The 15,274-nt window shown below is 39.9% G+C and carries 13 protein-coding genes and 1 pseudogene; 13 read left to right on the forward strand and 1 reads right to left on the reverse strand.

The genetic code is table 11. The features are described from left to right. The 7 genes and pseudogenes from AC075L_RS00455 to AC075L_RS00485 form a co-directional block, all read left to right on the forward strand. Nucleotides 1-151: pseudogene (locus tag AC075L_RS00455) on the forward strand (DNA replication protein); the annotation flags it as partial. A gap of 106 nt (nt 152-257) precedes the next feature. After that, a complete protein-coding gene (locus AC075L_RS00460; protein WP_008706239.1) occupies nt 258-668 on the forward strand; it encodes a hypothetical protein in 411 nt (136 codons plus the stop codon). A gap of 389 nt (nt 669-1,057) precedes the next feature. Further along, nucleotides 1,058-2,245 carry a pyridoxal phosphate-dependent aminotransferase gene (locus AC075L_RS00465; RefSeq protein ID WP_476387006.1) on the forward strand — a complete coding sequence of 396 codons (1,188 nt, stop codon included), beginning with the start codon at nt 1,058-1,060 and terminating at the stop codon, nt 2,243-2,245. After that, nucleotides 2,242-3,570: a sedoheptulokinase gene (locus tag AC075L_RS00470; protein ID WP_476387007.1), complete on the forward strand. Its 1,329-nt coding sequence runs from the start codon at nt 2,242-2,244 to the stop codon at nt 3,568-3,570. The genes AC075L_RS00465 and AC075L_RS00470 overlap by 4 nt, the downstream gene beginning before the upstream one ends. 425 nt (nt 3,571-3,995) lie before the next feature. After that, entirely contained in the window at nt 3,996-5,804 is a 1,809-nt protein-coding gene (locus tag AC075L_RS00475; RefSeq protein ID WP_008706243.1) for a Na/Pi cotransporter family protein, read from the forward strand. A 209-nt stretch (nt 5,805-6,013) separates the two neighbouring features. Beyond that, nucleotides 6,014-6,268: a hypothetical protein gene (locus AC075L_RS00480; protein ID WP_022380782.1), complete on the forward strand. Its 255-nt coding sequence runs from the start codon at nt 6,014-6,016 to the stop codon at nt 6,266-6,268. Between the two features lie 82 nt (nt 6,269-6,350). After that, the gene (locus AC075L_RS00485; protein WP_476387008.1) at nt 6,351-7,343 is read left to right on the forward strand and encodes a Fic family protein; all 993 of its coding nucleotides are present in this window, start codon (nt 6,351-6,353) and stop codon (nt 7,341-7,343) included. Nucleotides 7,344-7,505: 162 nt separating this feature from the next. On the opposite strand, the gene AC075L_RS00490 is transcribed toward AC075L_RS00485, so the two are convergent. Continuing rightward, entirely contained in the window at nt 7,506-8,639 is a 1,134-nt protein-coding gene (locus AC075L_RS00490; protein ID WP_118587136.1) for an ROK family transcriptional regulator, read from the reverse strand. A gap of 281 nt (nt 8,640-8,920) precedes the next feature. Between AC075L_RS00490 and AC075L_RS00495 the strand changes: the two genes are divergently transcribed. From AC075L_RS00495 to AC075L_RS00520, 6 genes are all read left to right on the forward strand, one after another. After that, the gene (locus AC075L_RS00495) at nt 8,921-10,537 is read left to right on the forward strand and encodes a mannitol dehydrogenase family protein (RefSeq protein ID WP_270434706.1); all 1,617 of its coding nucleotides are present in this window, start codon (nt 8,921-8,923) and stop codon (nt 10,535-10,537) included. 47 nt (nt 10,538-10,584) lie between these two features. After that, on the forward strand, nt 10,585-10,977 hold the full coding sequence (locus AC075L_RS00500) for a VOC family protein (RefSeq protein ID WP_022381321.1): 393 nt from the start codon (nt 10,585-10,587) through the stop codon (nt 10,975-10,977). Between the two features lie 149 nt (nt 10,978-11,126). Then, nucleotides 11,127-12,149, forward strand: a complete 1,023-nt coding sequence (locus tag AC075L_RS00505; protein WP_118331183.1) for a LacI family DNA-binding transcriptional regulator — start codon at nt 11,127-11,129, stop codon at nt 12,147-12,149. Nucleotides 12,150-12,423: 274 nt separating this feature from the next. Next, nucleotides 12,424-13,653: an extracellular solute-binding protein gene (locus tag AC075L_RS00510; protein WP_118331182.1), complete on the forward strand. Its 1,230-nt coding sequence runs from the start codon at nt 12,424-12,426 to the stop codon at nt 13,651-13,653. An 89-nt stretch (nt 13,654-13,742) separates the two neighbouring features. Continuing rightward, nucleotides 13,743-14,966, forward strand: coding sequence for a carbohydrate ABC transporter permease (locus AC075L_RS00515; RefSeq protein ID WP_270434707.1), 1,224 nt, complete (start codon nt 13,743-13,745; stop codon nt 14,964-14,966). A gap of 14 nt (nt 14,967-14,980) precedes the next feature. Then, complete coding sequence (locus AC075L_RS00520) at nt 14,981-15,238, forward strand: hypothetical protein (RefSeq protein WP_476387009.1); 258 nt, start codon at nt 14,981-14,983, stop codon at nt 15,236-15,238. The last annotated feature ends 36 nt before the right edge of the window (nt 15,239-15,274 follow it).

The raw sequence follows: 15,274 nt of genomic DNA on the forward strand, positions 1-15,274 counted from the left end.
AACTGTAGTCATCTCACAGTTTCCAGTCAGTACATGGTTTGATATGTTTGCTGATAATACCTACGCTGATGCGTGCCTTACACGAATCACAGATAAACATCATACATATCGTCTGGAGATGAACGGTATAAATATGCGTGAAACAGAATGATATCATCTAGCGGTACTTCGTACCGTTAAAAATGGAATAGCAGTTCCGCAGTAGCGGAACTGGCATTCCGTTTAAGCATAATTTGCAGACATAGGAGTGCGATTATATGAAAAAGAAAATTATTCTATCAATAGCATTTATTATCAGTTTATTACCAATGTTCCTTAATCAATATGGTGGGCTAAAAGGCGTACAGGAAATCACAGGTTTAATAAATTTGCTCAATCCCATTGGAATGGTGTCTGTTATTTTGTTTGCTGTGGGTGTATGGTTTCCCTTCAAGGAACAGGTTGTTGGCAAAAGTTTAGGTGCATTAGGCACAATTGGTATTGTTGTTTCTGAGATATATAAGTTCTTCACATGGCACGTAATGAATATAACGGGCGAAGTAAGTATCCATAAAAGCATTAGATTTGCATTCCCAGAGTTTTATATTGGTTTGATAATTTCTATTTTAATGGTGGTTACATATTTTGTTATCGACAAGAAAGTAAGTGCTACATCTGTTTCAAATTAACAGACAGATTCCAGTTTGTAGAATTCAAAAATTTAATATGAAATGTGAGATAGAGCGTATGGAAATTAACTATACGTTCTATTCTTTTTGCCTTTTTTGAAAAAAGTGATTAAAAAACTATTGACATTTTGTTACTGGAGGAGCGCAAAGATTCCTTCTGATACAAGCAAGTTCCCACCCCCTGCTTATTGCTTTTCGCAATTAAAGCAGGGGACTTACTTGACTTCGGCTAAAAAGATGGAATATAGTATATTGTCGCACATTGACACTTTACCATGATAAGGTTAAAATAAAGATAAATTATGCACTGCAAGAGAAATTGGACAGTTGCAATATTATTCTGAATTTCGGTGGTTTGCCGGGATTATTTGAACAGGAGCGAATGTGTTATGATAGCAGAAAAAATGAAACCTTATGTAAAAAATAATTCAGCCATCCGTATGATGTTTGAGGAGGGAAATCGTCTCAGAGCCATTTACGGTGCGGACAAAGTTTATGATTTCAGTCTTGGGAATCCCAGTGTTCCGGCACCGGAGTGTGTGAAGGAGGCTATTATTGATCTGGTGAACGAAGTGGAGCCGACAGTGCTTCATGGTTATATGAGTAATGCGGGATTTGAGGATGTGCGCCAGACGATCGCAGAATCTTTGAACCGCCGCTTTGGAACTAAATTTGCGGCAAAGAATCTGATTATGACAGTTGGAGCAGCCAGCGGTCTGAATGTGATTTTCAAGACAATCCTGAATCCTGAGGAAGAAGTGATTGTTTTTGCACCATACTTTCTGGAATATGGTGCATATGTGCGTAATTTTGATGGCAAGCTTGTGGAAATCTCTCCGGATACTACCACATTCCAGCCGAATCTTGAGGAGTTTGAGCAGAAGATTACGGCAAAGACAAGGGCAGTGATTGTAAATACACCTCACAACCCCACTGGTGTTGTATATTCCGAAGAAACCATTAAGAAGCTGGCAGCAATTCTTGAGAAAAAACAGCAGGAATTCGGCAGTGTGATTTATCTGATCTCTGACGAGCCATACAGAGAGCTGGCTTATGACGGTGTAGAGGTTCCGTATTTGACAAAATATTATGACAACACCATTGTTGGCTATTCTTACAGCAAATCTCTGTCCCTTCCGGGAGAGCGTATCGGTTATCTGGTAATTCCGGATGAAGCAGATGGCAGTGAAGAACTTATCACTGCTGCGGCTATTGCCAACCGTACCATCGGATGTGTCAACGCCCCATCCCTGATGCAGAAGGTGATTGCCAAATGTGTAGATGCAGAAGTGGATGTAGCTGCATATGACAAGAACCGTCTGGCATTGTATAACGGATTGAAAGAATGCGGATTCGAGTGCATTAAACCGCAAGGCGCATTCTACCTTTTTGTGAAATCTCCGGTAGCAGATGAAAAAGAAATCTGCGAAGCTGGAAAGAAATATAATATTCTCATGGTTCCGGGAAGTTCTTTTGCCTGCCCGGGTTATGTGAGACTGGCTTATTGTGTATCTTATGATACTATTATTAATTCCCTGCCGGAGTTTAAGAAACTGGCAGAAGAGTTTGGACTGTGAAAACGGCGGGGATTGACATTGGGACAACAACGATAAGCGGTGTTGTTCTGGAAAAAGAGGAAAACGGACAGGCAAAAATTCTGGAGGCAAAAACTGTAGAGAACGGTTGCTTTATCGAAACCGGAAATGAATGGGAAAGAATACAGTATGCAAAAGAAATTGTAGAAAGAGCAGTGAATCTGCTGGATTATTTCCTGGAGAAGTATCCGCATGTTGAGCGGATTGGGCTCACAGGGCAGATGCATGGAATTGTCTATGTTGACAAAGAAGGAAATTGTGTCAGTCCGTTATATACATGGCAGGATGCCAGAGGAAGTATCTGCGATGGGGATCAGATTCCTTTAACAGAAGAAATCTGGGAAAGATGCAAAATCCATGCTGCTTCAGGGTATGGGCTTGTCACACATATTTATAATATCAGACATAATCTGGTTCCGGATTCGGCTTTGAGTTTCTGTACGATCATGGATTATTTTGGAATGCATTTGACAGAGCGTAAAAAACCATTGGTACATGTGAGCAATGCGGCAGGTTTGGGATTCTTTGACAGCCGTAAGATGTGCTTTGAAAAAGAAAAACTGGCTGAAATGGGAGTGGACGTAAACTGGCTGCCGGATGTCTGTACTGAAATAGAAAAATTGGGTACATACAGAGGACGGACAGTTACAACTGCAATCGGAGACAACCAGGCAAGCTTCCTTGGCGCAGCAGGTGATGAGGAGAATACATTACTGGTCAATATGGGAACCGGCGGACAGATTTCTGTTCTTTCCAGTCAGTATTTTGCAGGAGATGGAATTGAGGCAAGACCTTTCCTGAATGGGAAGTATCTGCTTGCAGGAGCATCTCTGTGTGGCGGCAAGGCATATGCGCTTCTGGAACAGTTTTTCCGAAAAATTGTAAAAGAAGCGACAGGGCAGGATCAGCCATTATACAAAGTAATGGAAAAGATGGCAAGAACAGGGAGAGACCTGAATAGTGAAAGAACTGAAAGTCGAAAGATTAAAGTTGAAACAACATTTGACGGTACGCGGGTGAATCCGGAAAAAAGCGGCAGTATTACTCAGGTAAGTTCTGAAAACTTTACACCTGAAGATTTCTGCTATGGTGTTCTGAAGGGAATGAGTACAGAATTGTATCAGATGTATATGACTATTCAGAATGGAATCGGTATAAAGATCAGGCGCATGATTGGTTCAGGGAATGGACTGAGAAAAAATCCGGTACTGTGTGAAATTATTGAGGATATGTTCAAGGCAGAACTTGTTCTGGCAGAATGTGAAGAGGAAGCTGCGACAGGAGCGGCAATGAGCAGTAGTATGTAGAACTATAGCAACTCCCCCAGATAATAAAATGAAGCAGTGAAGTGGATTGTGAATAACCAATTGATTTTAATACTGGAATTTGAGGAAAGGGGCTGTCCTGAAAATAGACAGCTCCTTCTTTACTGTCCGATTTATTGTATGTTATTTTTCGACATGTTCTGATATATTTTGGAGCATGCCGGAAAATTTTATGAAAACTGCAAAAAAATTCAGGAAAAAAAAGACAGCATTTTAAACGCTATAGAAAAAATGTAATTTTTGAAAAAACAATTATTGTAATAATCTCCCGAACGTGACATAATAAGAATGGAAAAGTAAAGGGCAGGTTAAATTCTGATTAGAGACAGGTAAAATAACCTGCTTACATTATGCGCCGATTTTCTGAGATGAGGTGGGAAATCAGGCAGACGACAAAGGAGAAAATAATGGGAATTTTTTCAATGATATTGTCATTACTGAGCGGAGTAGCGTTATTCCTGTTCGGTATGTCATTGATGGGCGACGGCCTGAAAATGGTTGCCGGAAATAAGCTGGAAGCTTTCCTGTATCGAATGACAAACACACCGCTGAAGGGAGTTGCTCTGGGTACTGGTGTTACCAGCGTGATTCAGTCTTCTTCTGCCACAACCGTTATGGTCATTGGTTTTGTTAACTCAGGTATGATGAAACTGAAACAGGCCATCGGTATTATCATGGGAGCCAACATCGGAACCAGTATTACCGGATGGATCCTCTGTCTTTCTTATATTGACGGAAAGAACGGAATTGCGAAGATTTTATCTACAGCAACAATTTCAGCAGTAGTAGCGATTATTGGTATTATCCTTCGCATGGCATGTAAGCGTTCCGTGCATAAAAATATCGGTAATATCATGCTTGGTTTTGCAATCCTGATGACAGGTATGCAGACAATGAGCGGTGCTGTTTCACCACTAAAGGACAGCCCCACATTTACAAACATGCTGACAATGTTTTCCAACCCGCTGATAGGTATTCTGGTAGGTATTGCATTTACCGCAGTGCTGCAGAGTGCATCTGCCACAGTCGGTGTATTGCAGGCGTTATCTGTAACAGGTATCCTGACATTCTCCAGTGCATTCCCGATTGTTCTTGGTATCGGTGTAGGTGCTGCCTGTCCGGTTCTGATTTCAGCAATCGGTGCGAATAAGAATGGTAAACGTACAGCACTTGTTTATCTGATCAATGACCTGTTTGGTCTTATCCTCTGGTCAGTGATCTTCTACACTGTAAATGCTGTTGTGCATTTCGGATTTATGGATATGATTATGTCACCGGTTGCAATTGCTTTACTGAATACTGTATTCCGTGTAGCAACAGTATGTGTTCTTTTCCCGTTCATACCGAAGATTGAGCAGCTGGTGTGCTGGCTTGTAAAAGACAGTGCAGAGGAACTGGAAGATGAAGCAGACTTTGATCTTCTGGAAGAACGTCTTCTGAATTATCCGGCACTTGCTATTGGACAGTGTCATCGTGCCATGAGCGGTATGGCAAGGAAGCTTCGCAAGAATGTCAACCGTGCCATGAATCTTCTGAATGAATATCAGCAGGATAAATTTGATAAGGTACAGAGAAAAGAGAACCTGATCGATAAATACGAAAGCCGTCTTGGGGAATATCTGATGAAGCTCACAAAGCATGAGATGAACAGTGCCCAGACAAGGCAGGCATCCCTTTATCTTCATACCATCAATGACTTTGAGAGAATCGGTGACCATGCATCCTACATTGCCTATATGTCCAGTGAAATGCATGATAATCACACTAATTTCTCACAGGAAGCCTGGGATGAGCTGAATGTAGTAATGGAAGCAGTTCGTGAGGAGATCAATCTTACCTGTCGTGCATTCCTCAATGATGACAAAGAGATGGCACAGAGAGTTGCACCTCTTGGAATGATTATCACATCCTTATGCAATGAGCTGAAGATGCATCATGTAGAGCGTCTGAGTAACGGCAATTGCGGACTGGAAGAGGGAACTGTATATACAGACATTCTCAACAGCTTCAACCGTATTGCAGCACATTGTGCAAGTGCAATGGTAGCTCTCCTTAAGAGTGGGGACGAGAATCCGGATATGCATATCCATGATTCCAAGATTTACCCATCTGACAGCGTGGAATATTATACATACTTCAAGGAATATCGCCAGAAGTATGAAATCGTAAAGAACGAGGAACACATGCGAAGCATGGAACCGGAAGAAGTAGAATAATACTTTTATACTACAAAGCAGTAAATATATATGATATAATGACAGCAGATGATCTGGAAACGGATGTCTGCTGTTTTTTTCATTATAGTTGCCGTGCATGCAGATGGTGGGAATGATTTTTCGAATACGCTCCTGCGTGTGCAGGCTGAGAAGCCAGCAGACAGGATCATTTTTGTAAAAACAACACCCCAAAGGAGGAGAAATTAATTATGTTATTCGACAGCAGAACAGTTTATCTCGGTGCATCCAGAGACAAATATGAGCAGTATTGTAAAGCCTTAGATTCAGAGAAAATCAAATACAAAACAAAGAGAGTCAACCACGAAGAAAAAATGACAGCCCCGGGCAGGGGAACTGCCCGCAGCATGGGTGGGAACTTCGGAACAGATAAAACATTGTATGAAATCCTGGTCGGAGAGAAAGATTACGACAATGCAATGGGGATTCTGACAGCACTGAAGTAGACGGAATCTATCCTGAAGAAGAAAGTACGCAAAAAAGTGTGCAAGATAGTGTGCAAGATGACGGAAATTCTGGAGGTGTTTTGTGGGAGAATATAAACCGCCATTTACAATAACAAATGAGATATTATCATATGTGTCTTCAATTTCTGAAAAAATAGGGCGAATCACGGCAATCAGCAGTCTGGAAACAAAACCGCACCTGAGAAAGAATAACCGAATTAAATCTATTCATTCATCTTTGAAAATAGAAGCGAATTCTCTTTCTCTGGGGCAGGTCAGGGATGTAATCAATGGCAGGCTTGTACTGGGGGAACAGAAAGAAATACAGGAAGTTAAAAATGCATATGTGGCGTATGAAAGCCTTTCGGAAATTAATCCCTATAGTATAAAAGATTTAAAGAAATTTCATGGGATTATGACAAAATATCTTGTGGAAGAATGTGGGGAGTTTCGCCATGGAGAAGAGGGAGTTTTTAATGGAGATGAATGCATTTTTATGGCACCTCCGGCGCAATTTGTACCGCAGCTTATGGATGAACTGTTTGAATGGATGAAGAAATCAAGGAATAGTGTTCATCCATTGATTATGAGCAGTGTATTTCATTATGAGTTTGTCTTTATTCATCCATTTGCTGATGGTAATGGAAGAATGGCAAGATTATGGCACACTGCGATTTTAGCTAAATGGAAACCTGTATTTGAGTTTATTCCAATCGAAAGTCGGATTGAAAAATTTCAGGATGAATATTATGATGCGATTGCCAGATGTCATGTTTCAGGAGAATCTACCATTTTTATAGAGTTTATGTTGTCACAGATAGACAGGATTCTGGAAGATATTTCGCTTCAGATGAATGAAGAAAATGAACAGTTTTCAGAAACTGTCAGGAAAATGCTTGAAATCATGGAGTATGATACGCCTTATACAAGAAAAACACTTATGGAAAAACTGGGGTTAAAGTCCAGAGATGGATTCCGCAGAAATTATTTGCAACCCGCACTTGAGATGAATTTGATCCAAATGACATTACCAGATAAACCGAATAGCAGAAATCAGAGATATATAAAAATATAAAGAGTAGGAAGCTTATCTGATTTATAGCAATCTATAGCAATTCCATAAAATAATGCAAGCAATCCAGCCCATCATAGTGTGAAGTCCTGCATCAGATATCTTTCTTGTCTTTCGCACTCTGCTGAACTGTCTTGATTGCATTATTTATAAGGATTGCTATAGTTAAATGGATTGAATAAATTTCTCTACATAATGCAGAGCCGCTCCGATTGCCGGTGTATATTGTCCGTTGGTACCGACCAGAATCCGTGTTTTATCCAGTATGAATGGTGCGGCTGTATGGAGATGCTCTGCCAGATATTCAATATCTTCTTCTGTAAAATAAGGTGCCAGATATCCGCTGAGGATGATCGGTGCATCAATAACAAGGTTAAGATTTTTCATGGCAAATGCCAGATGGTTTAAATAATCTTTCCAGATCTGTATGATCTGGGGAGATTTTTTTTCGCGCAGAAGAGGGAAAAATTCTTTGGCAGGCATACCAGCAGCCTGTTCCAGTGCATTAGCAGAGCAGTAGGTTTCCAGGCAGCCGCGGCTGCCACAGTAGCAAAGTGGGCCGTCGGGATTAATACACATATGTTCAAGAGTTCCGCTGTGCATGGAGATCCCCTGATGAATCTGATGATTGGTAATGATGCCGCCACCCAGATTTCGGTTCAGCAGGATGATAACAGCACTGTCAAGCTCAGGATGATTCCATAATTCAAGGAACGCAGCTGATTTCGAATCATGTTCCAGATAACAGGGACATGGAAGATATCTGGAAAAATCATCCAGTTTCATGCCTGCGTTATTCATGATATCTCCATACAGTACAGTGGTATGATCCGGGGATGTGATACCCTGTGTGGCAATGGAGATACCAAGAACTTTGTCATTGTCATACTGGCGCGATGAGATGAATTCCTTTACTGCGTCAGTAACCTGTTTATAGTAATCCGGTGTGTTGGAATATGGAAGCGGAATGGTGTCTGTATAGAAAGCATTTCCATACAAATCTACAGCGGTAATATGAAACATTCCTTTTAAAATACCGATACCAATGGAAATTTTAAAATCTGATACAATCTGAAGGGCGTTTGCCTTTCTTCCACCGGTGGATTCAAAGAAACCATTTTTTTCAATAAGACCTTCCTGCTCCAGAAGATTCAGGTTCTGGCTGACAGTGGATAAACCCATCTGCAGTTCCTGAACGATCTGTAGCTTGGAGGTCGTTTTTTTTCTGTAAATGTACTGGTAGACCTTTGATTTATTTATTTTTTTGAGACTAATGTTGGTCAATCCCTTTTCACTCATAATATTCTCCTGATTATGTTACAAGATAATGTTAAGTTTCAGTTTTATTGTAGCATAGAACGAAAAAAAAACAATAAAAATATCCGGCACGATCAGCAACATCAATTTGTCAGCACACTATAGTAAAATAGACAAAAAAGTTGTTTGAAAATTAGAATTTCTGTCAATGGATTTTTTAAAATAAAAGATATATACTCAACTTACAGTTAAGATATAAACGTAAGTAAAAAACATAATAACAAACAATAAGTATCGAATAAGACAAATAAGGAGGATATAACATGAAATTATCAATCAATGGAATCAAGGAACAGGAAGCATGGAAAAAGGCGGGAATCGCTCTTCCGGGTTATGATGTAGAGACTGCCTCTGAGAAAGCAAAGGAGAATCCGGTATGGGTTCACTTTGGTATCGGAAATATTTTCCGCGTATTCATCGGTGGAATTGCAGATGGTCTTCTGGAAGAGGGAGTGCTGGACCGTGGGATTACCTGTGTGGAAACTTTTGATTATGATGTAGTAGATAAGATTTATGATCCATATGACAATCTGGGATTAAGTGTAATCCTGCATGGGGATGGTACACGTGAATATAAAGTGATTGGAGCTCTTGCGGAAGCAGTGAAGGCACAGTCTTCTGATACAGCACAGTGGAAACGTCTGAAAGAAATCTTCACAAACAAATCCCTGCAGATGGTTTCCTTTACGATTACAGAGAAAGGCTATGCATTACAGAAAGCTGACGGAACATGGTTCCCGTTTGTAGAGGCAGATATTAAGAATGGTCCGGACAAAGCGGCTGGTGCCATGGCAGTTCTGGTTGCAATGCTTTATGAAAGATATAAAGCAGGCAAATATCCGATCGCACTGGTTTCCATGGATAACTGCTCACAGAACGGTGCAAAGCTTCGCGAGTCAGTACTGACAATGACAGAAGAGTGGAAGAAAGCAGGATTTGTTGATGAGGGATTTGTGAACTATGTAAGCGATGAGAAAGTAGTTGCTTTTCCATGGACAATGATCGATAAGATCACACCTCGTCCAAGCGAGCAGATTGCAGCAGACCTTGAGAAGCTGGGGGTTGAGAACATGCAGCCGGTGATTACAGGTAAGAAGACATACATTGCACCATTTGTCAATGCTGAGAAACCACAGTATCTGGTAATAGAGGACAGCTTCCCTAACGGACGTCCGGCTCTGGAAAAAGGTTTCGGTGTATATATGGCAGACAGAAATACAGTTAACCTTTCTGAACGTATGAAAGTAACAGTATGTCTGAATCCGGTTCATTCTGCTACAGGTCCGCTGGGAGTAGTTCTTGGATATGATCTGTTTGCGCATATGCTTAATACAAATGAAGATATGATGAAAATGGCACGTATGATTGCTTATGATGAAGGTCTTCCAGTAGTTGCTGACCCTGGAATCCTTTCTCCCCAGGCATTTGTTGATGAGCTTTTTAACGATCGTTTTCCAAATGAATATCTGGGAGACACCAACCTTCGTCTGGCAGTAGATGTATCTCAGATGGTTGGCATCCGTTTCGGCGAAACAATCAAAGCATATGTACAGAAATTCGGAGATGCTTCCAGACTGACAGCTATTCCTCTGGGAATTGCAGGATGGCTCAGATATATGCTTGGTGTAGATGATGAAGGAAATAAATTTGAACTTGCACCGGATCCAATGAATGAGGAACTGCAGGAACAGTTTAAAGATATTGTTGTAGGTAAACCTGAAACATTTAAAGATCAGTTAAAACCAATTCTTTCCAATGAGCGTCTGTTCTTCACTGACCTTTACAAAGACGGTGTGGGAGAGAAGGTTGAGGATATGTTCCGTGAGATGATTGCAGGACCTGGAGCTGTAAGAGCAACAATACATAAATATGTTGGATGATTTTCATCAGATGGATATTATAACTGACTTTCAGGAGGAAAATGAAAATGAATTTAAAAGAACAGTTTAATGGAATTCAGCATATTGGAATTCCGACCAATGATATTGAAGCAACCATTGATTTTTATAAGGCTCTGGGATTTGAAATTGCTTTTCGTACAGTAAATGAGGAAGCAGATGAAGAGGTTGCTTTTCTGAAATTAAATACACTTGTTGTTGAGACATATGAGAATAAAGCAGCTAAGATGGAAGCCGGTGCCATCGATCATATGGCGATTGATGTAAAAGATATTGAAAAAGTATATGAAATGATTAATCAGGCAGGATTAAATACAACCAACGATACCGTTCATTTTCTTCCCTTCTGGGAAAACGGAGTAAAGTTCTTTACAATTGAGGGACCGAATAAAGAGAAGGTTGAGTTTAGCCAGTATTTATAAAAGGGACAACTGTCCACAAACTGACATAATTCTGAAGATCGTATTCATACCAAAACAATTTATGGAATAATAACATTTGTATAGAACATTCATGGATTGAAAAAAATGGTGAAAAAACATATAATAATAAAAAAGTAAACGAGGAAGATATGGTTACGATTAAGGATATAGCAAATATTACAGGGGTTAGTCCGACTACAGTTGCAAATGTCATTCACGGAAGGACTAATAAAGTTTCCAAGGAAAATGTGGAACGTATTCAGAAAGCGTTAAAAGAAAACCACTATGTCCCGAAGCTGGCCCAGGAGACAATGACCAGGGGAAAGACCAGGCTGATCGGTGTGGTGATTCATACAACAAAAGTTTATGAAGATACAACCATTGCAGACCCATTCTATGGAACAATCGTGGGAATTATAGAAAGAGAACTGCGTAAAGCGGGATATTATATGCTTTTGTATGCAGAAATGGATCTGGATAAAATTTTCCAGATGTCTGCATCGTGGAGTGTGGCAGGGATCATTACAGTTACATTTGCGCAGAAAGATTATGAGAAACTAAGAAATCTTGTAGACGGTTGTCCGGTGGTTGGAATTGATACATATGGAAAACAGGATGCGGATATTTATAATATTGGACTGGATGATTTAAATGGAAGTTATAATCTTGTAAATTATTTATTTCAATGCGGTTATGAGGAAATCCTGGTTTTGATGGAAGAAACCGCCAAAGGTGCAGAGCTTGTGCGTGTAGAAGGGTACAAAATGGCACTTAGGAAAAATGGACGGGAATATCAGGCGAAATATCATATTTATGTAGATCCTGCAGATTCAGAAAAACGGAGAAAACGTTTAAAAGAGTTAGAACGCTTTTGTGGCAAAAATTATGCTATTTTTTGTGTAAGTGATCAGTTGGCAGCAAGAGTCATGAGAAGCTTTCAGGAGGATGGGTATAAAATTCCGGATGATATAGGAATTGCAGGCTTCGATAATAATATTTACGGGACAATGCTATATCCGCGCCTGACAACAGTTAATCAGGATATTCCGAGAAAATCGGAAGAGGCAGTGAAGATGCTTATTGATCTTATTGAGGGAAAAGAGGTAAGAAAAAAGGAAGTGATTCTTCCCACACAGTTAGTGATTCGTGACAGTACCAGAAAACAGAATTAAAATAAAAGGCTTGATAATGCGGGAAATGAAATATATTTTTCGTGTTTTCAGGCTTTTTTACTGTTTGACATAAGCGGACTGTTGTTGGGCCAATAATTATGCGATTGTGCAAAATGTATAAAAACAATAGAATAACAATATGTAAATATACGGTGTTACACAACACCTATTGCGCGTTTTAGGAATAGATGCTATTATAAATACAAGCTAAGTGTTGCGCAACACCTATAGAGAATACAATGATTTTAAGGGAAGATAGCAGGAGGTAATCAAAATGAAAGGAAAGAAAGTATTAGCATTAGTTATGTGTGCAGTTATGGCAGCAGGAATAACAGTTCCGGTAATGGCAGAGGAGAAAGATGACAGCGGACGTGAAGTCATTAATTTTTTCAGAGCAGATGATGGACATATGGATGTTATGCAGAATGTAATTGATGCATTTGAGGCAAGTCAGGACAAATACGCAGTAAACATTGTGGTTGCTCCTAATGATTCAAATCAGGAAAAGAGTCAGCTGACTACTTCTTTTTCTGCCGGAAGTTCTGAATATGATGTAGTTTCTATTGATACTGCCTGGGCTGGCGATCTGGCAGGTGCCGGATATCTGGAAGCACTGGATGGATATATGAAAGAATCCGGAAGAAAGGCATCTGAATATAATAAAGGCTCTCTTGATTCAGGAACTTATCGTGCGAAAACATATGCACTGCCTATTAATCCGGATTATGGTGTATTATTTTTCCGCAAAGATATTGTTTCACAGGAAGATGCGGACAAACTGGTAAGTGGAGATTATACATATGATGATCTGATCACTATGGCAGAGAACTACAAAGGTCAGGAAGGAACAAAGACCGGACTTGTATTCCAGGCTAATCAGTATGAAGGACTTGTATGTAATGCAAATGAATGGACAAATAATTTCAATGATGTCAAGGGTGGCCTGGAATTAATGAAGAAAGCAGTTGATTCTGACGCGACTCCGGAAGATATTCTAGTATATCAGGAAGATCAGACCGCAAACAGCATGGTCAATGGAGACTGTGTTTTTGCAAGAAACTGGCCATATGCATGGGCACTCCTTACAGATGAGACTGCTGTTCATCAGGATCAGATAGATATTGCACCTCTTCCAAATGGATCCTGTATCGGTGGATGGCTTGCAGCAATTAATGCAAACAGTGAACATAAAGATGGCGCATGGGCATTCCTTGATTTCCTTACTTCCATGGATGGACAGGTGATCTATGCAGCTGGAAGCGGAAGTGCTCCCGGATGGACTGCAGCAGCTGATGATGAAAAAGTAAAAGAAGGAAACAAGCTTCTGGAAAATCCTGGATTTATTGCAGCATTAAATAATACGATTGCCCGTCCAAGCTCTGACAATTATCAGGAATTATCTGATAATCTGCAGATTGCTATGCACAAATATTTATCTGGTGAGGCTGAACTGGATGATACAGTAAATCAGATAGAGACTTTACTGGACACAGAGGGAAAATAAAAACTTCAGTGAATAAAAGGGCTGTCCGGTTTGTCAGACAGTCCTTTTGAACTTTCAGATATCAATTTTGCAGAGAAAAGGAGAAAAACATGGTTAAGAAAATGACCTTTAAGCAGTTTCTGTTTATTCTGCCGCTTTTGATTTTTATTGGTGTTTTTTCTATCTATCCAATTGTAACATCCTTTATGTATACATTTTTTGATTATCGCATTAATGATCAGACCGCAAACAGCTTCTATTTGTCAGAACGTTTTAATGGAGAGCTGTTCTATGAGGATTGTAATTATATCAATTATTTTCTGGATGATGATAAGACTTTAATGTCAGAAGAGGATCAGAAAGCAGTAGAGGAAATCCAGGCAACAGTCAGCAGCGTAATGAGTGAATATGAAAATGCAAAGGGAACAGAGAAGATTTCTTCTGATAAAAAGGATGAACTGGTTGCTTTTAAAGAAAAGCTCAGAACAGATATTACTGCACTTTATGATAAATATCCGGATGTAGAGTTCTATAATAAAGACAAAATACCGGAGATTTTAGATGAAATGGACACATGTATTGTAAAGTCTAATTTTATTGGCCTGAAGGCTTATGGGAATCTGATCAAAGATACCCGTTTCTGGAAAGCTCTGGGACATACACTGATTTTTACAGTGATCTCAGTAGGAATTGAGCTGGTATTGGGAATGCTTCTGGCATTGATTATGAATAAAGCAATGAAAGGAATCGGTCTTGTCCGTACGGTTGCGCTGATTCCGTGGGCAATCCCCACAGCAGTATCAGCTATGATCTGGAGTTATCTGTATGATGGAAGTTATGGAATTGTTTCTTTTCTGTTTAATAAACTGGGAATTATAAACAGTCAGTCTGCAATGCTTCTGACCTCTCATGGGGCGATGAGTGCTGCAATTATTGCAGATGTATGGAAAACAACTCCATATATGGCACTTCTTCTGCTGGCAGGCCTGCAGGTTATTGACAGAGGCCTTTATGAAAGCTCTGCGATTGATGGTGCAGGTCCGGTGGTGACATTCTTTAAGATTACATTGCCACTGGTGAAACCAAGCCTTCTGGTTGCCTTGTTATTCCGTACACTGGATGCATTCCGTGTATACGACCTGATCGCAATCCTGACAGGTGGCGGTCCTGGAAATGGAACAGAGAGTTTATCTATTTATGCTTATAAGCTGATGTTTGACCAGAGTAATTATGGATACAGTTCTGTAGTTGTTATGGGAATGTTTGTTGTAGTAGCAATTATTGCATTCCTGTATGTAAAAGTACTTGGGGCAGATGTCATGGGAAACGACTAAGGAGGGGAGAAAGGATGAAAAAGGTAAGTACGTTTAAAGTAGTAAGCTGGATTTTTATTATTGCTTTTTTGCTGATTTCAGTATTTCCATTCTTCTGGATTCTGGTCACATCATTTAAACCTGAAACAGAAATATTCGGAGATGGCGCATATCGTATTATTGCGCAGCACCCTACACTAGATGCATTTAAAACAGTTATTTTTGAAAAAAATATTCTCAGGGCAGTATGGAACAGCTTTGTTATGTCCGGATTTACTTATCTTTGTATGTAATTGTTGTTGCGTCTATGTCTGCATATATCATATCCA

The organism is Blautia sp. ZXY-1-B12, assembly GCF_056339915.1.

What these genes read in the sequence shown, in the direction of transcription:
- AC075L_RS00500 (WP_022381321.1), top strand. Translation starts at nt 10,585, where the DNA reads ATGAATTTAAAAGAACAGTTTAATGGAATTCAGCATATTGGAATTCCG.
- AC075L_RS00490 (WP_118587136.1), bottom strand. Translation starts at nt 8,639, where the DNA reads ATGAGTGAAAAGGGATTGACCAACATTAGTCTCAAAAAAATAAATAAA.
- AC075L_RS00515 (WP_270434707.1), top strand. Translation starts at nt 13,743, where the DNA reads ATGGTTAAGAAAATGACCTTTAAGCAGTTTCTGTTTATTCTGCCGCTT.
- AC075L_RS00505 (WP_118331183.1), top strand. Translation starts at nt 11,127, where the DNA reads ATGGTTACGATTAAGGATATAGCAAATATTACAGGGGTTAGTCCGACT.
- AC075L_RS00495 (WP_270434706.1), top strand. Translation starts at nt 8,921, where the DNA reads ATGAAATTATCAATCAATGGAATCAAGGAACAGGAAGCATGGAAAAAG.
- AC075L_RS00520 (WP_476387009.1), top strand. Translation starts at nt 14,981, where the DNA reads ATGAAAAAGGTAAGTACGTTTAAAGTAGTAAGCTGGATTTTTATTATT.
- AC075L_RS00510 (WP_118331182.1), top strand. Translation starts at nt 12,424, where the DNA reads ATGAAAGGAAAGAAAGTATTAGCATTAGTTATGTGTGCAGTTATGGCA.
- AC075L_RS00475 (WP_008706243.1), top strand. Translation starts at nt 3,996, where the DNA reads ATGGGAATTTTTTCAATGATATTGTCATTACTGAGCGGAGTAGCGTTA.
- AC075L_RS00460 (WP_008706239.1), top strand. Translation starts at nt 258, where the DNA reads ATGAAAAAGAAAATTATTCTATCAATAGCATTTATTATCAGTTTATTA.
- AC075L_RS00480 (WP_022380782.1), top strand. Translation starts at nt 6,014, where the DNA reads ATGTTATTCGACAGCAGAACAGTTTATCTCGGTGCATCCAGAGACAAA.
- AC075L_RS00465 (WP_476387006.1), top strand. Translation starts at nt 1,058, where the DNA reads ATGATAGCAGAAAAAATGAAACCTTATGTAAAAAATAATTCAGCCATC.